The 25,360-nt window shown below is 69.5% G+C and carries 25 protein-coding genes; 15 read left to right on the top strand and 10 right to left on the bottom strand.

The window, feature by feature from the left end:
- Positions 1-6: 6 nt before the first annotated feature.
- The 7 genes from ACIQLK_RS00405 (at position 7) to rplQ (ending at position 3,915) form a co-directional block, all read left to right on the top strand.
- Positions 7-684 (top strand): DsbA family protein, encoded by a 678-nt coding sequence (locus ACIQLK_RS00405; RefSeq protein WP_400362008.1) that lies wholly within the window; start codon positions 7-9, stop codon positions 682-684.
- Between the two features lie 137 nt (positions 685-821).
- The gene (gene infA, locus ACIQLK_RS00400; RefSeq protein WP_017201569.1) at positions 822-1,043 is read left to right on the top strand and encodes a translation initiation factor IF-1; all 222 of its coding nucleotides are present in this window, start codon (positions 822-824) and stop codon (positions 1,041-1,043) included.
- Positions 1,044-1,108: 65 nt separating this feature from the next.
- The gene (gene rpmJ, locus ACIQLK_RS00395; protein ID WP_005050492.1) at positions 1,109-1,225 is read left to right on the top strand and encodes a 50S ribosomal protein L36; all 117 of its coding nucleotides are present in this window, start codon (positions 1,109-1,111) and stop codon (positions 1,223-1,225) included.
- Between the two features lie 146 nt (positions 1,226-1,371).
- Entirely contained in the window at positions 1,372-1,746 is a 375-nt protein-coding gene (rpsM, locus tag ACIQLK_RS00390; protein ID WP_036309878.1) for a 30S ribosomal protein S13, read from the top strand.
- Between the two features lie 34 nt (positions 1,747-1,780).
- Positions 1,781-2,179, top strand: a complete 399-nt coding sequence (gene rpsK / locus ACIQLK_RS00385; RefSeq protein ID WP_018171470.1) for a 30S ribosomal protein S11 — start codon at positions 1,781-1,783, stop codon at positions 2,177-2,179.
- A 116-nt stretch (positions 2,180-2,295) separates the two neighbouring features.
- A complete protein-coding gene (locus tag ACIQLK_RS00380) occupies positions 2,296-3,285 on the top strand; it encodes a DNA-directed RNA polymerase subunit alpha (RefSeq protein ID WP_400362006.1) in 990 nt (329 codons plus the stop codon).
- A gap of 57 nt (positions 3,286-3,342) precedes the next feature.
- The gene (gene rplQ / locus ACIQLK_RS00375) at positions 3,343-3,915 is read left to right on the top strand and encodes a 50S ribosomal protein L17 (protein WP_400362004.1); all 573 of its coding nucleotides are present in this window, start codon (positions 3,343-3,345) and stop codon (positions 3,913-3,915) included.
- Positions 3,916-4,283: 368 nt separating this feature from the next.
- Here rplQ and ACIQLK_RS00370 read toward each other — a convergent pair whose 3' ends face one another.
- Entirely contained in the window at positions 4,284-6,224 is a 1,941-nt protein-coding gene (locus ACIQLK_RS00370) for an acyltransferase family protein (protein ID WP_400362002.1), read from the bottom strand.
- A 196-nt stretch (positions 6,225-6,420) separates the two neighbouring features.
- Here ACIQLK_RS00370 and ACIQLK_RS00365 point away from each other — a divergent pair, with 196 nt between their 5' ends.
- Genes ACIQLK_RS00365 through truA form a run of 3 tightly spaced genes read left to right on the top strand, consistent with a single transcriptional unit; the run spans position 6,421 to position 9,064 of the window.
- On the top strand, positions 6,421-7,263 hold the full coding sequence (locus ACIQLK_RS00365) for a universal stress protein (RefSeq protein ID WP_400362001.1): 843 nt from the start codon (positions 6,421-6,423) through the stop codon (positions 7,261-7,263).
- A gap of 42 nt (positions 7,264-7,305) precedes the next feature.
- Complete coding sequence (locus tag ACIQLK_RS00360; RefSeq protein ID WP_400361999.1) at positions 7,306-8,211, top strand: PfkB family carbohydrate kinase; 906 nt, start codon at positions 7,306-7,308, stop codon at positions 8,209-8,211.
- 22 nt (positions 8,212-8,233) lie between these two features.
- Positions 8,234-9,064, top strand: coding sequence for a tRNA pseudouridine(38-40) synthase TruA (gene truA, locus ACIQLK_RS00355; RefSeq protein WP_400361998.1), 831 nt, complete (start codon positions 8,234-8,236; stop codon positions 9,062-9,064).
- A gap of 73 nt (positions 9,065-9,137) precedes the next feature.
- On the opposite strand, the gene ACIQLK_RS00350 is transcribed toward truA, so the two are convergent.
- Positions 9,138-9,698: a hypothetical protein gene (locus ACIQLK_RS00350; protein WP_400361996.1), complete on the bottom strand. Its 561-nt coding sequence runs from the start codon at positions 9,696-9,698 to the stop codon at positions 9,138-9,140.
- 230 nt (positions 9,699-9,928) lie between these two features.
- Here ACIQLK_RS00350 and ACIQLK_RS00345 point away from each other — a divergent pair, with 230 nt between their 5' ends.
- The 3 genes from ACIQLK_RS00345 to ACIQLK_RS00335 all read left to right on the top strand — a co-directional run bounded on the left by ACIQLK_RS00345 (position 9,929) and on the right by ACIQLK_RS00335 (position 13,251).
- Complete coding sequence (locus ACIQLK_RS00345) at positions 9,929-10,552, top strand: hypothetical protein (RefSeq protein WP_400361994.1); 624 nt, start codon at positions 9,929-9,931, stop codon at positions 10,550-10,552.
- Between the two features lie 171 nt (positions 10,553-10,723).
- Complete coding sequence (locus ACIQLK_RS00340; RefSeq protein ID WP_400361992.1) at positions 10,724-11,557, top strand: fructose 1,6-bisphosphatase; 834 nt, start codon at positions 10,724-10,726, stop codon at positions 11,555-11,557.
- Positions 11,558-11,577: 20 nt separating this feature from the next.
- Complete coding sequence (locus ACIQLK_RS00335; protein WP_400361990.1) at positions 11,578-13,251, top strand: glycosyltransferase; 1,674 nt, start codon at positions 11,578-11,580, stop codon at positions 13,249-13,251.
- A gap of 166 nt (positions 13,252-13,417) precedes the next feature.
- Here the strand turns inward: ACIQLK_RS00335 and ACIQLK_RS00330 are convergent, their stop codons facing one another.
- Both ACIQLK_RS00330 and ACIQLK_RS00325 read right to left on the bottom strand, forming a co-directional pair.
- Positions 13,418-14,506, bottom strand: a complete 1,089-nt coding sequence (locus tag ACIQLK_RS00330; RefSeq protein WP_400361988.1) for a response regulator — start codon at positions 14,504-14,506, stop codon at positions 13,418-13,420.
- Between the two features lie 53 nt (positions 14,507-14,559).
- The gene (locus ACIQLK_RS00325) at positions 14,560-15,567 is read right to left on the bottom strand and encodes a glycoside hydrolase family 6 protein (protein ID WP_400361986.1); all 1,008 of its coding nucleotides are present in this window, start codon (positions 15,565-15,567) and stop codon (positions 14,560-14,562) included.
- Between the two features lie 31 nt (positions 15,568-15,598).
- Between ACIQLK_RS00325 and ACIQLK_RS00320 the strand changes: the two genes are divergently transcribed.
- Positions 15,599-16,294: an endonuclease/exonuclease/phosphatase family protein gene (locus tag ACIQLK_RS00320; RefSeq protein WP_400361984.1), complete on the top strand. Its 696-nt coding sequence runs from the start codon at positions 15,599-15,601 to the stop codon at positions 16,292-16,294.
- 42 nt (positions 16,295-16,336) lie between these two features.
- Here the strand turns inward: ACIQLK_RS00320 and ACIQLK_RS00315 are convergent, their stop codons facing one another.
- The 6 genes from ACIQLK_RS00315 to ACIQLK_RS00290 form a co-directional block, all read right to left on the bottom strand.
- Complete coding sequence (locus ACIQLK_RS00315; protein WP_400361983.1) at positions 16,337-16,894, bottom strand: cell wall protein; 558 nt, start codon at positions 16,892-16,894, stop codon at positions 16,337-16,339.
- Positions 16,895-16,983: 89 nt separating this feature from the next.
- Entirely contained in the window at positions 16,984-18,780 is a 1,797-nt protein-coding gene (locus tag ACIQLK_RS00310; protein ID WP_400361981.1) for a DUF4012 domain-containing protein, read from the bottom strand.
- 48 nt (positions 18,781-18,828) lie between these two features.
- On the bottom strand, positions 18,829-19,959 hold the full coding sequence (locus ACIQLK_RS00305; RefSeq protein WP_400361979.1) for a hypothetical protein: 1,131 nt from the start codon (positions 19,957-19,959) through the stop codon (positions 18,829-18,831).
- Positions 19,959-21,626 carry an ATP-binding protein gene (locus ACIQLK_RS00300; RefSeq protein WP_400361977.1) on the bottom strand — a complete coding sequence of 556 codons (1,668 nt, stop codon included), beginning with the start codon at positions 21,624-21,626 and terminating at the stop codon, positions 19,959-19,961. Before ACIQLK_RS00300 ends, ACIQLK_RS00305 begins: the two co-directional genes overlap by 1 nt.
- A gap of 40 nt (positions 21,627-21,666) precedes the next feature.
- Positions 21,667-23,175 carry a sugar transferase gene (locus ACIQLK_RS00295; protein WP_400361975.1) on the bottom strand — a complete coding sequence of 503 codons (1,509 nt, stop codon included), beginning with the start codon at positions 23,173-23,175 and terminating at the stop codon, positions 21,667-21,669.
- An 82-nt stretch (positions 23,176-23,257) separates the two neighbouring features.
- Positions 23,258-24,901: an ATP-binding protein gene (locus ACIQLK_RS00290; RefSeq protein WP_400361974.1), complete on the bottom strand. Its 1,644-nt coding sequence runs from the start codon at positions 24,899-24,901 to the stop codon at positions 23,258-23,260.
- 89 nt (positions 24,902-24,990) lie between these two features.
- Here ACIQLK_RS00290 and ACIQLK_RS00285 point away from each other — a divergent pair, with 89 nt between their 5' ends.
- Entirely contained in the window at positions 24,991-25,359 is a 369-nt protein-coding gene (locus tag ACIQLK_RS00285; RefSeq protein ID WP_400361972.1) for a response regulator transcription factor, read from the top strand.
- Position 25,360: the final 1 nt, after the last annotated feature.

The following is a 25,360-nucleotide window of genomic DNA, read 5'->3' as shown; positions in this document are numbered from 1 at the left end:
ACGCACATGGCGACGGCCACGCGCAAAACGAACTGGTTCGCGATCTGGGTCAGTGCGGGGGTGGTCGCGGTTCTCATCGCCGTCATCGCCGTCGTCGCCGTCCTGAACACGCGCGCAACCGACCCCGGCCCGGTGCCGTCCTCGAGCGGAATCAACAAGGAGACCGGCGCGGTCACCTTCGGTAAGGGACCCGACACCGTCTCGACCTACGTCGACTTCATGTGCCCCTACTGCGGACAGTTCGAAGAGGCCGAGGGCAAGACGATCGCCGGGCTGGTCGACGACGGCAGCATCACGCTCGAGGTGCACCCGGTGACGATCCTCGACCGTCTGTCGCAGGGCACGGAGTACTCGAGCCGTGCGGCATCCGCCTTCTACGCCGTCGCCGAGGCCGATCCCGACAACGCCTACGCGTTCTTCCGGGCGCTCTACGAAAAGCAGCCCAAGGAGCAGACGCCGGGCCTCACCGACGACGAGCTGGTCCAGCTGGCCAAGGACTCCGGCGTGAAGATGACCGCCACGCTCGAGAAGGCGATCAAGGACGGCGAGTACAAGTCGTTCGCTCAGTCCCAGCAGCTTCCCGAGGGAGCGACCGGTACGCCCACGCTGATGGTCAACGGCCAGGTCGTCCCCGTCACGTACGACGCCGAGAAGGACATCGTCGCGAACCTGACCTCGCGTTGACGGACGCGACGCGCCCGAGTGGCGGGGTGCTCCGTTATCACGTACACTAAATCTTTGGTGCGTTGCGCCTGCTTCGGCGTGTCACCACAAACCCCACCCACCGCAGACCGACCGGTCTGCCAACTGTAAGCGAGCGTATGGCCAAGAAAGACGGTGTCATCGAGATCGAGGGCGTGATCTCCGAGGCTTTGCCGAACGCGATGTTCCGCGTCGAGCTCAGCAACGGTCACAAGGTCCTGGCCACGATCTCCGGAAAGATGCGGCAGAACTACATCCGCATCATCCCCGAGGACCGTGTGGTCGTGGAGCTGTCGCCCTACGACCTGACGCGCGGCCGCATCGTCTACCGCTACCGCTAGACCGGTCGAGAAGTAACGCCCCGCTCCCTCCGGAGCGTCGGCGAAGACAGCGAATCAGGAACATCATGAAGGTCAACCCCTCCGTCAAGCCCATCTGCGACCACTGCAAGGTCATCCGCCGCCACGGTCGCGTCATGGTCATCTGCAAGTCGAACCCGCGTCACAAGCAGCGCCAGGGCTGATGGGATGCCGCGCCCCGGTGCGGCCCCAGGCTCACAACTGAACACATCTCGGCAGGATCAGAACCCGCTCAGCGGGGGACACCTCGGGTCGGAGGCCCGGGCACCGGTCCTGCTCCACACCTCCACTTACTCCTAGGAGATATCGCATGGCACGTCTTGCCGGCGTTGACATCCCGCGCGACAAGCGCGTGGTGATCGCCCTCACCTACATCTACGGCATCGGCCGTACCCGCTCCGTCGAGATCCTCAGCTCGACCGGCATCGACGAGTCGATCCGCGTCAAGGACCTCAGCGACGAGCAGCTGGTCGCCCTCCGCGACCACATCGAAGGCACCTACAAGGTGGAGGGTGACCTCCGCCGCGAGGTCGCCGCTGACATCCGCCGCAAGGTCGAGATCGGCTCGTACGAGGGCATCCGCCACCGTCGCGGCCTGCCTGTGCGCGGCCAGCGCACGAAGACCAACGCGCGTACCCGCAAGGGTCCCAAGCGCACCGTCGCCGGCAAGAAGAAGGCGCGCTAAAGCGCCGCCGCCACAGGTTTAGGAGAACACTCACATGGCACAGGCCAAGTCCGCTGCGCGCAAGCCGCGCCGCAAGGAGAAGAAGAACATCGCGCTGGGCCAGGCCCACATCAAGTCGACGTTCAACAACACGATCGTCTCGATCACCGACCCCTCGGGCGCGGTCATCAGCTGGGCCTCCTCGGGTGGCGTCGGCTTCAAGGGCTCGCGCAAGTCGACCCCCTACGCCGCCGGCATGGCCGCCGAGTCCGCTGCGCGTCAGGCGCAGGAGCACGGCGTCAAGAAGGTCGACGTCTTCGTCAAGGGCCCCGGCTCGGGCCGCGAGACCGCGATCCGTTCGCTGACCGCCGCCGGCCTCGAGGTCGGTTCGATCCAGGACGTCACGCCCCAGGCCCACAACGGCTGCCGTCCGCCGAAGCGCCGCCGCGTCTGATCCTCGACGGATGCCGGGGGCTGCGACGCACGTCGCGCCCCGGCATCCCGACACAACTCAACACTTCACCAATTGCACGTGTCATATAGCGGTCACGTGATTGAAAGGAACACATAGTGCTCATTGCACAGCGTCCCACTCTGACCGAGGAGAAGGTCGGCGACTTCCGTAGCCGATTCGTCATCGAGCCCCTGGAGCCCGGCTTCGGATACACGATCGGCAACGCGCTGCGTCGCAGCCTGCTGTCGTCGATCCCCGGCGCGGCGGTCACCAGCATCCGCATCGACGGCGTGCTGCACGAGTTCAGCACGGTCCCGGGTGTGAAGGAGGATGTCACCGAGATCATCCTGAACATCAAGCAGCTCGTGGTGTCGAGCGAGCGCGACGAGCCCATCACCGCGTACCTGCGCAAGACGGGTGCCGGCGAGGTCACGGCCGCAGACATCTCCGCTCCCGCGGGTGTCGAGATCCACAACCCCGAGCTGGTCATCGCGACGCTCAACGACTCGGCGAAGTTCGAGCTCGAGCTGACGATCGAGCGCGGCCGCGGCTACGTCTCGGCCACGCAGAACCGCAACGAGTACGCCGAGGCGGGCCAGATCCCGATCGACTCGATCTACTCGCCGGTCCTCAAGGTGAGCTACCGCGTCGACGCCACCCGTGCCGGTGAGCGCACCGACTTCGACAAGCTGGTCCTGGACGTCGAGACCAAGTCGTCGATCAGCGCCCGCGACGCCGTCGCCTCGGCCGGTCGCACGCTCGTCGAGCTGTTCGGTCTCGCCCGCGAGCTGAACGTCGAGGCCGAGGGCATCGAGATCGGCCCCGCGCCGGTCGCCGAGGTCATGACCAACGAGCTCTCGATGCCGATCGAGGACCTCGACCTGTCGGTCCGGTCGTACAACTGCCTCAAGCGCGAGGGCATCAACACGGTGTCCGAGCTCGTCGCCCTTTCGGAGACGCAGCTCATGAACATCCGCAACTTCGGTCAGAAGTCGGTCGACGAGGTCAAGGACAAGCTTGTCTCGCTCGGTCTGTCGCTGAAGGACTCGGTCCCCGGGTTCGACGGTTCGCACTTCTACGGCGGCTACGACGACGAGACCGTCTGATCGGATCCCGGCCCGCCGGATCCTTTTGACTGACTTTCATTCCCAGGAGTAATTGACATGCCCAAGCCCACGAAGGGTGCCCGCCTCGGAGGCGGCCCCGCACACGAGCGTCTGATGCTGGCGAACCTCGCCGCTTCGCTGTTCACGCACAAGTCGATCACGACGACCGAGACCAAGGCCAAGCGCCTGCGTCCGTTCGCTGAGCGTCTGGTGACCTTCGCCAAGCGCGGCGACCTGCACGCCCGCCGCCGCGTCCTCTCGGTCATCGGCGACAAGAGCGTCGTGCACGAGCTGTTCGCCGAGATCGCCCCGCTGGTCGCCGAGCGTGAGGGTGGCTACACCCGCATCACGAAGGTCGGCAACCGCAAGGGCGACAACGCCCCCATGGCCGTGATCGAGCTCGTTCTCGAGCCCGTCACCCCGAAGGCGAAGTCCACCAAGAAGGCTGCTCCGGCCGCTGCCGCTCCGGCTGCCGCCGAGGAGCCCGCGGTCGAGGAGACCGAGGTCGAGACGCCCGCTGAGGACGTCACCGACGCCGGTGCCGAGTCGCCCGAGGAGGGCGCCGCTGCCGAAGCCACCGCCGAGGACGCCGTCGCGTCCGAGGACGAGAAGGCCGACGAGGCCAAGTAAGGCTCCCTCCCCGGAGGGAATCCGAGGGCCCGCCCCCGTTTCGGGGCGGGCCCTTTCTCCTTCCCCGACGCCGCGTCCCCGCCGCTGCAGCGTCGCCGCGCGCGCCCGCCCGCCCGCCCACCTCGTCGCCGCCCGCCCTCGTTGCCGCGTCGGGCCCTCGCGCTCAGCGCCCGCGCGCGCCCGCCCACCTCGTCCGGATCATGTGCTCTGGTCGAGATCACATGTCCCGAACTGTGCGCAGGGTGTGTCCTCGTCGGGAGCACATGATGTGGATCGGCGGGGAGGGACCGGCCGGGAGTGGACCGGCGGGGGTGGACCGGCCGGGAGTGGACCGGCGGAGTGGACCGGCGGGGGTGGACCGGGCGGGGTCAGCGGGCGGGGGTGAAGGCGTCGGCGACGGCCCACTGGGCGAGCTCGACGCGATACTCGAGCTCGGCGCGACTGTTCTCGACCTCGTCGATCGCGTCGCCGACGGCCTCGGCATAGAGCCGCCCGCCGCTGGCACCGGGATGGATGCCGTCGCCCGCCAGCAGGTCTTCGTGACCCGATATCGCGCTCGACCAGTCGGCGATCGTCACGCCGGGCGCCCGGTCGGCGAAGTCTCGGAGCTCATCGTTCACGCCGGGAATCCAGTCGCGGGGTGCGTGAGCAGTCACGAGCACCAGCGTGCGCGTCGGTCCGACATCCTTCTTCAGCTGCGCGAGATCGTCCGGATCGACCGGCCCGTTGGTACCGAGACCGACGACGACGTAGTCGCGCAACTCGCCTCGCGCGGCCAGGGCGTCGACGATCTTCACCCCCGCGCTCATCGAGCGGGATACCTTCGCATCGATGTCGACGCCCGGCATCCGATCGATCAGTCCGCCGGCGGAGGCGAGCATGACGGAGTCGCCCACAGCGGTCACACGGGCGCCCGCGACGCGCGCCGGTGCCGGGGGAGCGGGGCGTCCGTCCGGAGCCGTGCACAGGCCGGCGTCGTCGGCGAGGTTGGCCGTCGGGCACTCGGGCTGCAGCAGCGGGACATCGCCGCGGAGGGCGGCGCCGGGGAGGGTCGCGTGGTCGGACCGGCGGGTGCCGCCGTCGAGGGCCGCCGCGCCGTTCTGGACCACGGTTTCGCTCGAGGCGACGCTGGGCGCGTCGGCGACGGCGGCGGTGGTCCCGGCCACGACGAGGGCGCCCGTGGCGAGCGCGGCGGTCGCAGCGAGTCGGCGCGCGGGGCCACCGCGGAAGGCTCGCACGACCGTGCGCACCGAAGCGCGGAGCCCCCGCCGCCGGACCGGCTGCTCGACGAAGCGGTACGAGATCTCCGCGGCCAGCAGGGTCAGGACCAGCGCGGCCGCCGCGACCTCGACGGGAACGGCGACGTCGGGCGAGACTCCCGTCGTCGTGACGGTGAGCAGCACGACGAGCGGCCAGTGCCACAGGTAGATGCCGAACGACCGCTCGCCCACCCAGCGCAGCGGGGCGGCGTCGAGCGCCCGTCCGAGCCGCGAGCCGGGACGCACCGCCGCCGCGATGGCGGTGACGGCGAGGGCGGATGCCGCGAGCAGCAGACCCGGGAACGTCTCCGCTCCTCGTCCCGGCGTGACGAAGGCCAGCGCGACGATCGCCGCGAGGGCGAATGCGCCGATCGTCACCGGGACGCCTCGCGACCGCTCGGCAGGGCGGATGAAGGCAAGCGCGACGCCCAGCAGCAGGCCGAACGCATGGGTGTCGGTGCCGTAGTAGACGCGCGTGGGGTCCGCGCCGACGAGGAGAGCGGCGATGACAGCGGATGCCGCGGCCAGCGCGACGACGACGATGACGCGCCCGCGCCGCAGCCGCAGCACCAGGGGCAGCAGGAGCGGCCAGAGCAGGTAGAACTGCTCCTCGACGGCGAGGGACCAGAGGTTACGCAGGAGTTCCGGCGCGGACGAGTCGAGTCCACCGAAGTAGGACGATCCGGCGGCGACGGCGACCCAGTTGTATGCGAACGTCGCGGCCCCGGCCAGTTGAGATCCGAGCCCCACCAGGACGTCGCCGCCGACCATCCATGCGAGCGACGCGCTCACCAGGACCACCGCGGCGATCGCCGGCAGCAGACGGCGTGCGCGCCGTCGCCAGAATTCGAGCAGACGGATCCGACCGTTTTCCTCGTGCTCCCGCATCAGCAGTGTCGTGATGAGGAACCCGGAGATCACGAAGAACACGTCGACGCCGAGGAACCCCGCCGGGAGGGCGGGGAAGAGGTGGTAGACGACGACGAGCAGGACGGCGACGGCGCGGAGTCCGTCGAGTCCTGGCAGGCGCGCGGGAGCGATTCGAGGCATGTCAGGGGCAGTCGTCGAGGGGGGATCGAGGGCTGGCGGGCGAAAGTCGGCACCCAGTCTACGAAGCCATCCTGAGCACCGTCCGTCTCTTCCGACCCGTGCGGAGGCGGGATAGGTTGGCAGTACCGAGACACGGACGAGCGCCGCAGACGTCACCGCGATCGGGTCGGCGTGTCGTCCAGGAAGGGCGGGCATCATGGCGGGCACCATCATCGTGGGAGTCACCGGGGCGCGGGTGTCGACGCGGGCCGTCGACTGGGCGATCGACCGTGCGACGACACGACGACAGGCGATCGAACTGGTGTCGGTCGTGGGCGGAGCCGTCGGGGCGGTCGGCGAGGCTGAGGTCCTCGGGGCGGCGCAGACCGCGACCCAGCAGCTGCTCGACGGCGAGGCGAAGCGGGTGTCGGATGCCGGTGTCCCGGTGTCCACGCGGGTGGAGTCAGGCAACCCCGTCACGAAGCTCGTGGAGGCCTCGGAGAATGCGGCCATGCTCGTGCTCGGCAGCGACTATCGCGGCCCCGGCACGGGGCCCGCACGCGGAGTGCACGGCATCCGGATCGCGGCCGGCGCGACCTGCCCGGTCGTCGTCATCCCCGACCGTGACCTGGGCGAGGGGATGGGCGTCGTCGTCGGCATCGACGGCTCGGAGGTGTCGGAGCACGCGATAGAGTTCGCGGCGTCCGAAGCCGATCGCCTCGGCGAACCGCTCATCGCCGTCAGTGTCTGGACTCCGGTGCACACGCCCCGGAACGCGATGGAGGTCTACCCCGACCTCTACCTGGCGAACATGCAGGCGACGACGGAGGAGATCCTGGCGCTGTCCCTCGCCGGCTTGTCGGCGCGGTACCCAGACCTCCGGGTCGTCCGGCGCGTGGAGCGGGGTCACCCCTCGCACGTGCTCGCCGAGATCGCCGGGGATGCCCGCATGGTCGTCGTCGGGACGCACGGTCGCGGCGCGCTCGCGCGATTCCTGCTCGGATCGATCAGCCAGGAGCTCCTGTCGCACCTTCCGACCGTCACTGCCGTCGTCCGCTGACTTCGATGTGCGCGGCACCGTCCGTCGTGCGAAAGTGAGGGCATGACCCACACGGACACCGTCCTCGTCGTCGGCGAGGCGCTGATCGACATCGTCGAGCGCGACGGCACGGACGCCGAGCACGTCGGCGGGAGCCCCGCGAACGTCGCCGTCGGCATCGCCCGGCAAGGGGTGTCCGCCACGCTCCTCACGCGGCTGGGCCGGGACGACCGCGGCCGCCGCATCGCCGATCAGGTGACGGCGTCGGGCGCCGAGGTCGACGAGTCGTCGTGGACGGATGCCGCGACCTCCACCGCCCGCGCGCGGCTGCGCGGCGACGGCTCGGCCGAGTACGACTTCGACATCGTGTGGGCGCTCGACGCCGCGGCGGCCGGGGCTGCCGCAGACGCGGCATCCGTCGTCCACTCCGGATCGATCGCGCTGTTCCTGCAGCCCGGGGGAGAGGTCGCGCTCACGACTCTCGAGCGTGCCCGCGAGGCGGGGCGCATCGTCACGGTCGACCCCAACGTGCGCCCGGCCCTCGTCGGCGACGACCCGCGACCGGTGGCCGAGCGGGCCTTCGGTGCCGCGTCCCTGGTCAAGCTGAGCGATGAGGATGCCGAGGCGCTCTACCCCGGAATGTCCGCCGAGCAGGTGCTCGAGACCATCGCGGCGTTCGGCCCGCGGATCGTCGTCATGACGCGGGGCGGCGAGGGGGCGCTCGCTGTGGGAGCGGCTGGCACGGTCGAGGTCGCGCCCCTACGCGTCGACGTCGCCGACACGATCGGTGCCGGTGACGCGTTCATGGCGAGCCTCATCACGAGCATCGTCGACGACGCGGACCTCCTGGCCGGTGACGCGGACGCGCTGCAGCGCGCACTCCGCCGCGCCGTCGTGATGGCGGGCATCACGGTCTCGCGTCCCGGCGCGAACCCTCCCACGCGCGCCGAGGTCGACGCGGCACTCTGACGCCCGCGGATAGGCTGGAATCGTGCGCCTGCGGATCGACCTCGCCTATGACGGCACCGACTTCCGAGGGTGGGCGCGGCAGCCGAACCTCCGGACCGTGCAGGGCACGCTCGAAGCGGCGATCGCCCGCATCCTCGGCGGAGATCCTCGGCTGGTGGTCGCCGGGCGGACGGATGCCGGTGTGCACGCGTCCGCGCAGGTCGCCCACCTCGACCTCACCGAGGGGCAGGAGCGTCGCCTGCTGTCGGGCCGCCGTCCCGAGCCCGAGGCGCTCGCCGCCCGTCTGAACGGCGTGCTCGGGCCGTACCCCGACGTGTTCGTCCATCGTGTCGCCGTCGCGCCCGCCGGCTTCGACGCACGCTTCTCGGCGGTCTGGCGGCGCTACGCCTACCGCGTCGCGGACAGGACGACGGGCTACGACCCGCTCGAGCGCGGCAGGACGACCTGGGTGCCGGCATCCCTCGACGTCGCAGCGATGGATGCCGCGGCTCGCAGCCTGCGCGGCCTCCACGACTTCGCGGCGTACTGCAAGCCGCGCGAAGAGGCGACGACGATACGCACCCTGCTGGAGTACGGGTGGCACCGCGACGACTCCGGTGCGCTCATCGCATCGGTGAAGGCCGATGCCTTCTGCCACAGCATGGTGCGGGCGCTCGTGGGTGCGTGCGTCGCCGTGGGCGAGGGGCGCATCGAGGTGAGCAGGGTCGCCGAGATCCGCGACGAGCTCACCCGCACGAACGAGATCAAGGTGCTCGCGGCGCGCGGATTGACCCTGACCGAGGTCGGGTACCCCGCGGACGAGCTGCTCGCGACGCGCGCCGAGCAGACGCGCGCACGACGCGAGCTCGACTGACCACCCGAACGCAAAAGGAACTCCCCCGGGCCGTGGCCCGGGGGAGTTCCTTTTGCGATGGTTCGCGAGTGCCTTATGCCCGACGTGCGCGGCGCACCGAGGTCGCAACCGCGATGCTCGCACCGGCGAGGACGAGGACGCCGCCGCCGACCCAGAGGCCGAGGAGTGCGTCACCGTCGAAGCCGGCGTTCGGCAGTGCGGTGCCGGGGTCGGTGCCGCCGTCGCCGGGGCCCGTTGCGGCGACCGCAATGGTCGTGGATGCCGACTCGCCGCTGTCCTGACCGACGGCCGCGAGCGTGTAGCTGCCGCGGGCGTTGGAGGGGAGCGTCACCGAAACGGATGCCTCGCCCTGGGCGTTGGCTTCCTTGGTGATGGACTGCGAGTCCTGAGCGGAGAACGCGACGAGAGCCAGGGTGGCGCCCGAGGCGTTGAAGCCGGTCAGGGTGAACTGGACGCTCTCGCCGGCGGCGAAGTCGTCGAACGACACGGTTCCGGACTCGCCGGGAGCGAGCGAGCTGGGTGCGTCGACGACATCGGGGTCTGCGGGGTAGGCGCTCGCGACGGCCGGCGCCGCGAAGACCGCCGCGATGGCGACGGCGAGAGCCGCCGTAGCCTTGCTGATCTTGTGCTTCATGGTGACTGCTTTCGGTCGTCGTGAGGTCGAGGCGTGGACGGCAACGAAAAATCCAACCGACCGCCCCTCGTTGGTTGGACATAGCCAGTATTCAGGAATCGCTCAGTATCGGCAACTAATTAGGGTTTCGATCAGGTAAACAACGACTCACTCCGACACATCCCCGGCGGACGGCCCCCGCCATCCGCCCTTGTAGACTGACGGCACCGCGGGGAGGGGTCATGATGCGGATGAGAACGATGCGTCTGGCCGCGGCCGCCGCCGTGATGAGTGCCGCCGTCGTCCTGTCGGGTTGCGGTCCCGCGCCCTGGGCGACCACGCCGTCGCCGACCTCGTCGGCACCCGCTCCGTCGTCGCCGCCGCCCGTCGTCGCACCCCCGGTCGAGAACGACCTCTCGAGCGGGTCGACGCAGCGCGACCTGACCGCCGGCGCGGTGAGCGTGGCGGTCAATTACTGGTCCGAGCTGCGCATGGACCGGTGGACCCCGACCGCCGTGAAGCCGGTGAGTCTGTCGCTCGTGACGACCGTGAAGCCCAACGACGGCCAGAAGGTGTACCTGCAGAAGGCGACGATGCTGGCCGTGCCCGCCAACGCCGAGGAGACCTTCCCGGCGCTGGACCCGCAGGTCGATCAGGCGAGCGTGAAGAACGGCTACCTGGTCCTCAAGCCGTACAGCTATTCGCAGACCTTCAACGTCGGTCAGGTGCCCGAGGATGCGACGTACGTGACGCTGCAGTTCACCTACGACTTCCTCGTACAGACCAAGCCCAAGGCCGACGAGTACGCCAAGCAGACCGCCACCGACACGGTGACCGTCGCGATCGCGCAGCAGGCGGCATCCGGGTCGGAGTGACGCTCCGAAACCTCAAGAACCTCAAGATCCGGTAAAGGCCGCCGCGAGGGTTCCCGAACTCCGGTGGATCGGTTCGGCCGCGCCCCTAACGTGAAGGACGTGGCACCGGCGGCGGCGACCCGAACCCCGCCGCCGGTGCCCTCCATCCCTTCGATCGAACGAGGTTCGCGCATGTCCATCCGTCCCCTGGCCCGCCGTCGGCTGGCCGTCGTCGCGTTGGCAGTCGCGGCCGCCGTCTCGCTGTCGGGCTGCTCACAGATCGTCGAGGCGTTCAACGGCATCTCGGGCTCGAACGACCAGGCCGAGGCGGTGCCGGCACCCGACGCGACTCCTGCCGCGGGCACCGCCGAGATGCCGTTCGACTCCCAGTTCACGTACGACGGCTCTGTTCAGATGACCTACGAGATCGCCGACGGTCTGCAGATCATCCTCGACTTCTGGGCGGTGGACTCGAAGCGCACGCGTGAGTGGCACCCCGACAACCCGAAGACCTTCGGCTTCGCGGTCAACGTCAAGGACACCCGCGTCGACGAGAAGGCCGTCCTCAAGCAGAAGCGCCGCGTCTTCCTCTCGAACGTGAGCATCAGCTCGCAGACCGCGCAGACCTCGAACCAGGTCAGCTCGCCGTTCCAGTTCAGCGCCGACCCGCGCACGCTCGTGCCGACCGACACGATCCGCTCGAACCGCGGCCTGCTGATCAACAGCTACCAGGGCGGTCTGCTCGTCCCCGAGACGACGATCAATCAGCTGCCGCAGGACACCTACGGCATCACGCTGCAGTTCGCGCTCGACATCTGGGTCGAGGGAACCGCGGACGACGACAAGTCGTTCGCGCAGCAGACGGTCTACCCGGTCATCCCGATTGCCATCTATCCTCGGGATACAGAGACCGACAAGTCCACGGGGGGAACGACCGGCGGCACGTCGGGAGGCGACTCCCAGGGCGCCACGGGAACTGACGGTTGGACCTCGACCGGCGGTACCGGCGGCCCCACCACCCCGTGAATCCAGTTCGAGGAACCGACGTGACAACTCCGTACATCCCGGGCCCGCAGGGCTGGCAGCCGGCGCAGCCCCAGGCCGGGGCGTGGCAGGATCCGAACGCGGCGCAGTGGCAGCAGCCCGGATGGCCCGTGGCCCCGCAGGCCGCGGCTCAGCAGCCCGCCCAGCCGCAGCCCGTCCCGCAGTGGCAGGACCCTGCCGGGGCATGGGCTCAGCCGACCGGCTCGTGGCAGGATGCCGCGCCGCAGGGCTCGTGGCAGGGTGCGCCCGCGCAGGGCGGACCGGGCGACATCGTTCCCGTGGACGAGTTCGCCGACGACTTCGCGTCCGTGCTCGAGAACTCCTCGGTGCACCGCTCCACGATCGGGTGCATCGTCCCGGCGTACAACGAGGCCGAGTCGATCGCCGACGTCATCCGGTCCCTGCTCGAGCAGAGCCGCGTGCCCGACGTCATCCACATCGTCGTGAACAACACGTCGGATGACACGGTGAAGATCGCGTCCGAGTTCTCCGGTCCGCACGAGGTCGAGACCGAGCTCGGACTGCAGTTCACCGAGGTGTTCGTCCACGACATCGGCAAGAATCCCGACAAGAAGGTCGGTGCCCTCAACTACGGCTACGCGCTCGTCGAGGGCTACGACTACCTGCTGGGCGTCGACGGCGACACCACCGCCGACCGTCGCGCCGTCGAGTACCTCGAGAACGAGGCCGTCTCCGACTCCCGCATCGGCGGCATCTCCGCGATCTACACGATCGACGACCGACCCATCAAGGGGTTCATCGCCAAGTGGCTGATCGCCGGTCAGCGCACCCAGTTCGCGGCGTTCAACATGCAGAACCTGCTCCGCGGGCGCAACATGGCCGTGCTGGGCGGGCAGTTCTCGATCTTCTCGACGACCGCCCTGCGCGACATCATGAAGGAGAACCACCAGAGCTCGCCGTGGGTCAAGGACTCCGAGGTCGAGGACTCGCTCCTGTCGCTGCAGATCAAGTCGGCCGGCTACCTCACCAAGATCAGCCCGTTCGCGCGTGCGGACGTCGGCGGCATGACCACGCTGAAGGGCTATGACGCCCAGCAGGTCAAGTGGACCTACGGCGCCATCGAGCTCATGTGGCCCGGCCAGCGCGGCGACACGAAGGGGCAGCCCTTCCACCCGAACCTGCGACTGCGCTGGTTCGAGCAGTTCTCGATGCTCACGAACTTCTTCGTCCGCGTCGCGTTCATCACGCTGCTCATCGCCTCGCTGTCGATCAACGCGTTCGTCTTCTCACCGTGGTGGCTGATCCCGCCGCTGGTGGCTGCGGGCCTGAACTTCCGCATGGCCCGCGCGATGGAGAAGTCCAACGGACGCGACATCGCCTTCGCAGTGCTGCTGTTCCCCGCCGAGATCTTCATGTGGATCCGCATCAGTCACTTCATCCGATCGTGGACCCGCTTCCTCTCGAAGAAGAAGGTCGACAACTGGGCGCTGCAGGCGAGGGCCGAGAAGGGCGGCGTCAGCTTCGGCCACTGGACGCCCTTCATCATCCTCGCCATCGTCGCGATCGCGATCGCCGTCATCTGGAACCTTCTCGACCCCGTGACCCAGTCCGCCATCCTGTGGGTCGGCTGGCCCATCGTCGGCGTCGTCACGGTGCTGCAGACCCTCACGATGGCCATCAAGCTGTTCCAGCGCCACCAGGGCTACAAGGTCTGACCCCACGCGGGCGCACGCCGATGCAGTAGTTCGGCCGCGACACGCCGCAGGCGGGGAGGCGGATGCCGGGTGTCGGCCGGCATCTCTTGCATCCGCTGACGCCAGCCGTGACGCGGGCAGGCTCGCACGAAGCCCACGCACGTGACGCGGGCCGGAGCGACCCGGGTCAGGCGCTGGCGACGGTCTCGGAGGTGAGGCGGTAGCCGACGCCGCGGACGGTCTCGATGTACCGCGGGTTGTTGGGGTTGTCGCCGAGCTTGCGGCGCAGGTTCGTCATGTGCGCCTCGATGGCACGCTTGTCGGCCTCACCGACGAAGTAGCTCGTGACGTACGACTCCCCGCGCAGCACGAGCGTCAGGTCGGCCTTGCTGCGGACGCGGCGCTTGGACTCCATGAGCGTCGACAGCAGGTCGAACTCGGTGCGGGTGAGCGTCAACTCGCGCCCGGCGACGAGAACGACGCGGTGCTCGGCGTGCACGGCCAGGTCGCGGTGAACGGTCCATCCCGGCCCGCCGACGGGCGGGGTCGCGGATGCCGGGGCCACAGCGTTGCCCGGGTGCGCGCCGTGCGCCACGAGCCCCTGGCCCGGAGCGCCCTGCGGCGGCATCCCCTGTCCGGGCGCGGCCTGCCCGGGCGCACCCTGTCCGGGCGCACCGCCCGGAGCACCCTGCGGCGGAACGCCCCACTGTCCGGGCTGCACGATGACCGCGCCGCCCTGCTGCGGGTCGGGGTAAACGGGCGTCATGATGCGTTCGTCGAAGACGGGGCTGGTGGGTGCGGTGTCGTACTGCGGCTGCGCGGCGGGGCGGGCTCCGGGGAACGACGGGCCGGCGGCATCCTGTCGCGGTGCGGTCGCCACGGACGTGCCCGTCGCGCGCGGACGACGCAGCAGCGACTCGACGCGGGCGCGCAGCTCGCGGGGACGGAAGGGCTTCACGACGTACTCGTCGGCGCCGGCGCCGAGGCCGAGCACGACGTCGGCCTCTTCTTCGAGACCGGTGATCATGATGATGTAGGTGTCGCTCTGTGCGCGGATGCGGCGTGCCGCCTCGAACCCGTCGATGCCGGGCATGTTCACGTCGAGCGTCGTGATGAGCGGCTGGTACGACAGCACGGCGCGCACGCCGTCGATGCCGTTGCCGACGGAGACGGTCGAGAATCCGGCCGCTTCGAGCACTTCGACGATGAGGTGACGGATGTCCGGATCGTCCTCGACGATGACCGCTGTCTTGTTCATCGACATCGAATCACTCATCGCCGATTGCCCCCGATCGCAGTAGAAAAGTCGGTCATCATGCTACACACGCCTCAGCGGACGCCCTGCGTCAGGTCGACTCCGGCCTGGGGCCAGTAGACGCCTGCCGCCGGTCCGCCGTTGCAGGTTCCGTCGCTCTCACCGGGGGGCTTGATCCACAGGTTCGTGTCGACGACGTCGTCGTGGAACGTGCCGCCGGGCTCGCCGACCCTCTGGCCGGAAGGATTGCACCATTCGCCGCCGGAGGTCGCGGTGCCGTTGCGCGATGTGTCGACGATCGCGTGCGCGCCGCCGAGCAGCTGCGAGAGCGAGGCGGCGTAGGCGAACTCGTCGGAGGATGCCTGATAGTTCGAGACGTTCGTCGCGAAGCCGCGGACGCGGTCGATGACCCCGGTCTGCCGGATGAGGTCGGCCATCTTCTCGGCCGGCAGCCAGTTGCTGTGTCCGCCGTCGATGTAGATCCAGGTGTTCGCGCTCGCGAGCTCGTCGACCGCGGTGCTCAGCTGTCGCGCGCGCTCGCCGATGTTCCCGCACTCCTCCGAGAGGGCGATGCTGTCGGGCTCGAGGATGAGGATCTTCTGCACCTCGGGCGCGGTGTCGAGGGCGGTGCCGATCTCGCGGAGCCAGACGGGGTAGTCCTGCTCGGACAGGCCGCCCGCGGAGTGGTTGCCGCAGTCGCGGCCGGGCAGGCCGTAGACGACGAACGCGGCCGAACGTCCCTGATCGCGCGCTTGCGAGATGAGATCGAGGACAGTGCCGCCGGCTGTGCCGATGGAGTCCTGCTCGGGGGTGAGCCAATACGCGGTGGGCTGCTCGGCGAGGTAGGTGGCGGCATCCTTCTGCTCACCGGACAGGTCTCGGGATGCCGCGGCCGCCTTCGCCTGCTCCGGTGCCACGATCGTCGTCCCGACGTGCGGGGGCTGCGCGGCGAGTGCGAAGAAGCCGCGGGTCACGGCGCTGCCGATGACGCCGACGAGCACGAGGACGAGCACGAGCGCCGCGATGATCGCCACGGGGACGAGTAGGCGGGCCGAAGGCATCCGCAGCTTCCTGGGAGCCACTCTTGAACTCTAGCCATAGGCTTGATGCTCGATGATCACCGTCGTCTCGTACAACCTGCGCAAGCACGCCGCAGCGGGTGAACTCACCGAACTGGTGGGCCGCTACGACGTGGACGTGCTGTGCCTGCAAGAGGTCGACACCACCGACATGCCCGATCGCATCGGCGGTCTCGTGCTCGCCGACGCGACGCGCTCGAACCGGCTGGGCCTCGCGATCTACTACCGCGAGAACGGGTTCCGCGCCGGCGCGAGCAAGACGTTCTCGCTGAAGAAGTCGCTGCACGACATCGTGTTGAAGCCGGCGGACGAACGGATGCTGGGGCTCAGCCTCACCGACATCGATTCGGGCATCGACTTCATCGTCTCGTCGTTCCACGCGGCTCCGCTCACGGCGTTGAACTCGCTGCGTCGGCACCAGATCCGTGCCGCCCTGCGGGAGCTGTCGACGCTCGGCAAGGGGGCGCCGATCCTGATGGTCGGCGACTTCAACTACCCCGTCTTCAAGGAGAACCTCGGACAGGTGATCCGCGAGAGCGGCTACGAACTGAGTCTCAGCGACGCGCGCACGTACACGCGGTACAAGTTCTTCAAGGGGTACTACGACTTCGCGACGTCGAGCGGGTTCGAGATCGAACAGGTCAAGACGCTTCCGCAGGGAGCGAGCGACCACCTGCCGATCCTGGTGACGGCGAAGCCGATCCAGCGCAAGTCGTCGAGCGTCGCCTGACCCCGGCGGGCGCCACCCTCCGCCTGAGTCCGACGGGCCGGCTCAGTCGTCGGTGCGGTCGCGGCGGCGCCGCACGGCCGACGCGATCACGATGACGGCACCGGCCGCGAGGAGCGCACCGGCCCCGATCCACAGACCCATCAGCTGGTTGCCGTCGAACCCGGCGCGCACGAGCGGATCGCTGCTCTTGGACGAGTCGATGACGGCGCTGGAGGTGCCGCCGGTCGAGGTCGCCGAGATGGCGGCGATGTTGTAGACGCCGCGGGCGTCCGACGGAAGGACGATGCGGATCGCCGGGAGGGCGCCCGACGCGTCGGACTCGAAGACGGCGCTCGCCGTCGAGATCGCCATGCGGACCATGGCGAAACGTGCCCCGGCGCCGTTCTCACCGGTGACGGTGACGGTGACGGTCTCGTTGGGCGCGAAGGTGCGGGGGTCGCACGAGAAGCTGATGGTGTCGCCCGGACCGGCACCCGCGGCATCCGATGAACACGCGTCGACCGGCGGGTAGATCGTGGATGCGCTCGCGACCGCGGGCGCGCCGAACGTCAGCGCGGAGAGGAGAAGGATCGTGACGAGGGCGCGGGGGGAGCGGCGCATGGATGCTGCTTTCAGGCGGGGTACTCACCTGAGTGTAACCGGAGGCTCCCCGACCGGGGATTTCCTGCAGGTGACGGTTGCGCAACGCCTCAGTCGAGCGAGAGACCGGTGCCCGCGGGCGCGCACGACGCCCGGACGATCGGCGACAGCGAGGCATCCGCGGTGGGGGTGACCCACGCTTCGGCGTCGCGGATGTCGGTGTCCGCACTGACCTCGACCGACACCGTGGCGGTCTCGCCGGGCTTCAGGTCGGCGGAGTAGGACAGCACCTGCCGGCCGTCGACGTTCGCGCCGCCGAAGGCGCGGTCGGTCGGTGGTGCGGCCGTGCGGATCGTGAAGCCCTTCGGCAGGTAGATCTCGCCGACCGTCCGGGCGGTCCCGGGCGGCACGCCGTAGACGCCGCCGCCGGTGATGTACTCGGGGAGCGAGGCGGCATCCGGGGGCGCATCGTTGGTCAGGCGGACGGTCAGCGACAGCGTGCGGGGCGTCGTGCCGTTGCCGCACCCCGACCAGCCGAGCTCGACGGCGGGCGTCATGTAGTAATCCATCTTCGACCCCGTGCCGTCGTTGAAGAACACGCCGAAGCGGGCGGTGTCGGCGTCCGTCGTGGGCGGAGCGCCCGCGAGCGTCGTCCCCGCGAGGACCTTCTCGTCGTCCGCGTCCGCGCTCCAGATGAACAGGCGGTGTTCGGCGCCGGCGCGACCGAGCGCGCTGACGAGCTTTCCGGGGTCGACCTGTCCGCTCGTCATCGCGGTGAACACCGCCCCGGCGGCCGAGGCGAAGAACGCATCCTGCTGCCGCGGGTCCTCGTACCGCAGATAGACCTCGTTCAAGAGGAGCTGGACGGCGTTGTCGCTCGTCAGCTCGTCGCCGCTGGGCAGCCGAACCGGTCCGGTCGCCTCGAGCAGGTACGACAGGGCCACCGGGTCGATCGACATGACGCTGCTGACGTCGCGCCCCTCGCGCTTCGCGAACTCCTGCGCCAGCCGGGCGGTCAGCGAGAAGTCCGGCACCTGCGTGACGTTCTGCATGTAGCGCCCGGGCTTCGCCCCGTAGAGCGAGTCGTACTCGCCGAGGTCGAGCACCGAGTCGTCGTACCGGTCGTAGTCCGCGGACGACAGCTGCCCGTCGAGCGCGATGGCGCCGTCGTCGGTGCGCAGGAACGTCGAGGCGCCGACGATGCCGCCCAGCGTCCGCCACTCGGCGTTGTTCTGCACGAGCAGCAGGTGGTCTCGCGGACCGTCGGCGCCGAGCATCGACGGGAGCAGCAGGCTCGCGCGCGAGAGCGCGTCGGTTCCCGACGAGACCTGCGAGAGCAGGCCGTCGAGCGTGTCGATCGCGTCGGCGAGGGGAGCGATGAGGGGACCGCGGTCGATGGCCTCGATCTCGTCACGAGCGGATGCCGCGGCCCGAGCGCCCTTCTGTGCGGGACCCGCGAGCGCCGCGAAGACGGAGGTGTCGATGCGCCCGTCGACGGGGACGAACGCTTCGACGCCGAAGCCGTCGGCCACGGCGGCGATGGGCTTCGCCGTCCGGGTGACGACGTCGTCGACCGCGGCTGCGGCATCCGCGACGGCCGCCAACTGCGGGCCGACCCACGGCACGCCCTCGGCGCCCTGCCAGAGGGGGTCGGAGGTCAGGTCGCGGGCGGCTGACGTGTGGCCGGCCACCTCGTCGAGCGCGGCGCTCGCCGCCGAGAGGTCGCCGATGTTCTGCGCGATCGCGGGCGCCTGTTTCTGGGCCGAGGCGAGGTGGTCGTACGCGAGGTAGCCGCGGACGGCGATCCACCCGACGACGAACAGCACGAAGAGCACGGCGAGTCCGAGAACCCACACGACGATGCGGCCCACGGTGCGGGCGGCGGGGGACAGGAACGTCTCGGACATCGGCACGATCCTACGGGGGCGCCGTCTCGGTGATGAGCCGGCGATGCGTCAGGGCGCGAAGACCGCTCGCTCCCACCGATCGCCGCCCGAGACCTGGGCGTGCGCGGCGGCCTCGCTCGCCGCCTCGCGGAGGCGATCGAGGTCGTAGTCGGCCAGGGGTGCGGCGGCGACGCCGATGCTCGCCGACAGGCGGATCGGCACGGCGGGCTGGTCGGTCAGCGTGCCGATGCGGTCGAGCAAGCGCGACAGCAGCCCGCGCACGGCCGTGTCGGGGCGCGGGAGCAGAATCAGGACCTGCGTCGGCGAGACTGCGTAGATGTCGGCCTCGGGGGGCATGACGGTGCGGATGTCTTCGGCGAACCGTGCCGTGATGCGCTGGAACGCGCGACCGCTCGAGGCGTCGAGAAGCTCGCCCGCGTCGTCGAGGCGAACATCGATCAGCGACCACCAGCGGTCGCCGGCGTCCTTCGCCCGAGCCAGTCGATCACGGGCCACGCCGAAGAACTCATCGGTCTGTCGCTGATCGGAGGACTGTGCACCACGGCGTACGAGGTAGAGCAGGGTCACGAGGGCGCAGATCAGGTACAGCAGTGCCACGACCTCGTTGAGGTTGTACAGGTTTTCGAGGTCGGACTCGGTCTCGCCGATCGTGCCGTCGGCGACGCGGACGAGGCCGTCGATCGCGACGAGGAGCGCGAGCCCGACGAAGCCGCACGAGACCACGATGACCGGCAACGACATCTCGCGCTCGGGTTTGCGCAGGCGCAGGAGCTCCCACGCGGCGAGCCCCCCGGTGACGGCGGCGAGCAGGAACGACACGCGGAACACGGCGCCGTACGCGAGGGTCTCGGCGGTGAGGCCGAGGGCGATGGTGGACGCGCTGAAGACCACGATGGTCGGGATCAGCATGATCGGCTCCCGACCGCGGCGGGCGCGCAGGCCGATCCACACGAAGCCCACGGCGCACAGGATGGGGCCGTGCGCTGCTCCTCGCAGCGGTTCGGAGCCGATCTGGTCAGCCGCGACCAGCAGATAGCAGCTCAGCATCGCGAGGGCGAAGCCCGAGGACCAGATGGATGCCGCCCGCCCGGGATAGGGCAGGAACCCGAGGCCGATCATGATGATCGTGCATGTCGTCGCGACCGCGACGAGCACGATCGTCACGTCGATGTGCTGCATCAGTACGCCCCCTCGCTGCGGCCTGCGGCGGGCAGACGAACCGTGACGGTCGTCCCGCGTCCGAGAGCGCTTTCCACGGCGATGCTACCCCCGTGGCTCTCGACGATGTCACGCGCGATCCCCATGCCGAGGCCCGTCCCCGGCACGCCGCCTTCCTGGGCGGTCTGCGCGCGGAAGTACGGCGTGAAGACCCGCTCGACGTCGTCGGCGGACATGCCGATCCCCTCGTCGGCGATGGATACGGCGACCCAGCCGTCGTCGTCGACGGCGGCCGCGACGCGGAGCGTCCCGCGATCGCTGTACTTGATCGCGTTGCTGAGGACGTTGTCGATCACCTGGCGCAGGCGGAACTCGTCGCCCTCGACGTCGAGGGGGCCCGCGACGACGGGGTCGATCGTGAGCTCGGAGGCGGATGCGGCGGGCTCGAACGCCTCGATCGACGAGGTGACGAGGGCGGCGACATCGAAGCGTGCGCGCTGTTCGTCGGCATCCGTCGTCGGAGCGAGGATCCCCTGGATGAGGGTGAGCATGCGCTCGCTCGCCGACTCGATGACGTTCACGTGGTCCCGCTGGGCCGGGGTGAGCGGAGCGCCTTCGAGGAGCAGGTCCGCGTGGCCGAGGATCGCGGTCAGGGGATTGCGCAGTTCGTGGGCGATCACGCGCGAGACCTGGGGCCGTTCCTGCTGCGCTTCGGCGACGGCGGTGAGGTCTTCGAGTTCGACGACGAAGGTGTCCTCGCCGACCGAGTTGGCACCGGCTGGGCGGATCGAGAGCCCGAGGGCACGCCAGGCTCCGCTGCGGTCGAAGAGCCACAGCCTCTCGCGTTCGACGGTCTCACCCCGGCCGGCGCGAGCCAGCGCTGTCTCGGACGGGGCCAGGGCGCGGCCGCGGTAGTCGGAGTACTCGACCGCGCCGCCGACGGGGAAGCGGAGGTCTTGCGCATCGAGCGAGTAGAGCTTGCGATAGGCGGCGTTCGCCGAGACGATCTCGCCGCCGCGCGCCACCCTGGCGAGGGCGACGGTGATCGAGTCGAAGACCGTGTTGACGCGCTGCTCCGCCGACTGCACGCGTTCCAACGTGCTCGTGAGTCGTCGTGCCTGATTGCGGGCGAGGTAGCGGAAGGCTCGGATGCGGTGGGAACCCACCGAGATGGTGATGGCGAGGAAGGCGAGCGCCAGCAGGACGATGAGCAGCTCGACGATCACGCCGGGCGAGAAGTCCCAGTGCTGGGGGTCGGCCAGGTTCATCAGCGCGACGGCTGCCAAAGACGTCACGATCTCGATGTTGCCGTAGTACGTAGCGATCCACGCGATGGGGAAGACCCATAAGAAACCGAGGCTCGGCTGACTGAGAGTCAGGAACCCGATCGCGACGATGTCGACGAGGGGCAGGACGAATGCCGCATGCTTGGGAATCCGCGCCCAGGGCGTGACAAGTGTCGCGATCGACGCGATCACGATGACGAGGTTTCCGAACAGGAAGCCGGGGGTGGCGAGCAGGCCGACGTCGAGAACGCCGACGGCGACGGTGATCGCCACGACGCTGAACGTGAAGATCAGCTGCCACTGCCACACCGACCGGACACGGGTGCCGATCAGTTGGCTGTCCGCCCAGCGGCTTTCGACCGCGCGGTTCTGTAGCGCGTCGGTGTCGGTTGTCGGCTTCACATTGCTCCGTCGCCAGTGTGGCACGGATCGAGAATCGGAGTCAGTGCGCGGACGCCCCGGGGAGCAGGACCGCGCGGACCGTCTTGATGAGGATGAGGATGTCGTTCGTCAGCGACCAGTTCTCGACGTAGTAGAGGTCGAGGCGCACCGCATCCTCCCACTCCATCGTCGAGCGGCCGCTGACCTGCCACAGCCCCGTGATCCCGGGTCGCGCGAGCAGGCGGCGTCTCGCCGCGTCGGTGTAGAGGGCGACCTCGGCGGCGATCTGCGGACGCGGGCCGACGATGCTCATGGAGCCGGCCAGCACGTTGAACAGCTGAGGCAGCTCGTCGAGCGAGTACTTGCGGATGAAGCGGCCGGTCGGCGTGATGCGGGGGTCGTTCTGGATCTTGAAGAGCGGCTTCTCGCTCGTTCCCTGAGCTTCGAGGAGCGCCTTCAGCTCCTGGTCGGCGCCGACGCGCATCGAGCGGAACTTGAGCATCTCGAACGGAGCCCCCGAGAGTCCGATGCGCTGCTGTCGGTAGAGCAGGGGGCCGGGCGAGGACATCTTCACGGCCAGGGCGACGGCGGCCAGCACGGGAGACGCCACCACGATGAGGGCGATCGAGCAGACGATGTCGAACGTCCGCTTCAGGAATCGCTGCCCCTTTCCGAACTTCGGCGTCTCGACGTGGATGAGGGGCAGGCCCGAGACAGGGCGGGTGTGGATGCGGGGACCGGCGATGTCGGCGATGCCGGGAGCCAGGACGAGATGCTGACGGCCCGTCTCGAGCCCCCACGAGATCTCCTTCACCTTGTCGACGGGCAGCTCATCGGTGCTCGTGACGACGACGGTGTCCGCGTCGCACACCACCATCGCGTCGGCGACGGACGCGATCGACCCCATGATCGGGATGTCGGTGCCGGGGATCGTCTCGGCGACGGCGCCGCTCGGCACGCATGCGCCGACGAGGTGGTAGCCGGCGGTGGGGGTGCGCAGGAGCTCGTGCGCGGTCTCGAGGACGGAGCGCCGGGATCCGACCAGGAGCACCCGCGCCGAGAATGCCCCCGAAGCTCGCTGGGCGACGAGCCACTGACGCCACAGCCACCGTTCGAACAGCAGCAGAAGGATGCCGAGCGGCAGGCTGATGAGCAGGAACCCTCGCGCGACCTCGGTCTGGGTGAGGAAGGCGACGATCGCGATGACACCGAAGAGGGTCACGCTCGCCCGCGTGAGCCTTGCGTACTCCGTCGTGCCGCCGCCGATGACCCGGTGGTCGCGGGTGTCGGCGAGGCTGAGGGTCAGCATCCACACGAGGATCAGGGCCGTCGAGAACCCCCAGTACGAGATCTCGCCGGCGACGCGACCCGTCTCGATGGCGAGGTCCGCGGCGCCGAGTCCGAACCATGCGATCTGCGTGCCGTAGACGACCCAGACGAGAACGAGGAGGTCGCTGAGCCATAGGCGCCGCGCGTAGGTGCGTCGCCAGTTGCGCGCGGGGGCGTCACGACGGACGCGGACGACCGTAGGATTGTCGCCCTCCGCTCGCGTCGTCATGGTGTCTGCCATGGTGTCGCCACTCCCCCCGGAATGTCCATTCCTTCGGCGCACGTTAGCAGGGTGGTGTGACGCTCGTGTGACGACGAAGACGTCATGCGTCGGCGTCGGTGAGGGCGGGCAGGCGCAGGACGGCCGAGACACCGTGCCCGGCGACCGAGGTCACGGTGACGTCGCCGCCGTTGCGGCGGGCCAGATCGCGCGCGCTGCCCAGGCCGAGGCCGACCCCCGACGACCCCCGGCCCTCGGCTTCGGGCCCCCGGTAGAACCGGTCGAAGGCGTGCTGCAGGGTGGTGGCCGACATGCCGGGGCCGTCGTCGGTCACCGAGATGAGCACGTCGTCGGTGACGCGGGTCGCCTCGAGCGTGACGGTGCCGTTCTCGGCGAATGTGATGGCGTTCGACACGAGGTTCGACAGCGCGCGCTCGGCGTCGCCGTCGCTGGCCCGCACGACCAGGCCGCTGGGCTTCGTGACGATCGACGATCGCCGGCTGGCGGCCTCTGCCGCGTACGCGGTCTGGACGCGGGTGAGGAGGGAGTCGACGGCGACCGCGTCGCAGGTCTGCGACTCGCGGGCATCGATCATCGTGTCGATGAGTCCCCGCAGTCGTTCCGCGCCGCGCCGCGCCGCGCCGAGCCAGGACCGCTGCTGGTCATCGAGCCGGGAGTCGAGCAGCAGATCGGTGTACCCGAGCATGTTCGTCAGGGGAGTGCGCAGCTCGTGACTGGTGGCGACCGCGAAGTCCTCGCGCTGACGCTGCAGTTCGAGCTGCGCGGCGAGGGCGGCGACGCGAGCGCGTTCGGCGCGGGCGACCTCTTCGGCGGCTGAGAGGGCGACGGCGGCATCGCGGCGTCCCTCGTACCGTGCCGCCGAGACGAGGATGCTGAAGACCCCGACGGTGCTCATGAACACGACCAGGACCACGGGCGACGTGCGCGACGCCGCCAGGTCGAAGCCGAACGAGCCCCCGGCGGTCAGCGTCAGCAGCAGCGCGGCGACGCAGGTGAGGAGCGTCAGAGCCAGGGCGACCCGGATCGGGAACCGCAGGCATGCGGCGGCGAGCACCGCGAACACCAGGAAGGTCACGTGCGTGGCGCCGCCAGGGCCGAAGGTGAGGAAGAGCGTCGCCGCCGCGACGAGCAGATAGACCGCCACCTCGATCGGATGGGCGCCCTTCGTCTCGGGCGGCGGCAGGGCGGCCAGTGCGCCGATCAGCATCACCGCGCTGCTGTGCGATGCGAACGCGACGATCGCGACCGAGAAGAACGAGCCACCTGCCAGGAGCGCCCCGGCGGCCGCGATCGTGACACCCAGCACGACCGCGCCCAGGAGGGCGGCGCCGACGAAGCGGACGGCGTTCACGAGGGAGTCGAGACGGAAGGCATCGCGCTGTCGGCCGAGAGCTGCGACGAAGACCACGATCTCGAGCGTGTTGCACAGACCGTAGAGCAGGCCCAGGTACCAGGGGCGGCCGACCAGGATGTTCGTCGTGATGGTGGCGAGGGGGATCGTCAGAATCAGCCACGCGCGGTCGGCTCGGGGAACGCGCAGAACGAACCAGGCGGCGGCGCCCGCCGCGGGCCACCACCATGCGATGGGAAGGCCCGGCGACTGCAGGGTGAGACCGGCGAGGCTCGTCACCACGATGCAGGCCAGGGCGGCGAACCAGTAGCCCCAGCGATGCCCGCGCGACCACGGCTCGGAAGGCGCCTTCCCTGCGGCGGTGGCGGTCGTCACGCGTACACCGTACAGCGCTACCGTCTCGCGTGTATTCTCATGCCATCGCCGGTGTCTCGATCGGCTAGCGAAATCCGAGGTGGGCCGCCATGGCATCTGTCCTGGTCGTCGAAGACGACATCGACGTGGCCTCCCTGCTCAGCCACGTGCTCGAAAGCGTGGGCCACGACGTCGAGGTCGCGCACGACGGCGGGGAAGGGCTCGAGCGGGCGTTCCAGCGGCATCCCGACATGGTCATCCTCGACTGGATGATGCCGATCAAGACGGGCATCGAGGTGTGCTCGACGCTGCGTGCCGATCCGGACTTCTCGTCGACGCGCATCCTCATGCTGACGGCGCGCTCCTCGCCGCAGGACGTCGCTCAGGCGCACGCTGCGGGGATCGACGATTACGTCGTCAAGCCGTTCACGCCGCGTCAGCTGCGCGAACGCGTCGCAGCGCTGCTCGAGACCGCCTGAG

Origin of the sequence: Microbacterium sp. NPDC091382 (assembly GCF_044757025.1) — a bacterium.
Taxonomy (GTDB): Bacteria; Actinomycetota; Actinomycetes; order Actinomycetales; family Microbacteriaceae; genus Microbacterium.
This window is presented reverse-complemented; position numbering and strand designations above follow the sequence as displayed.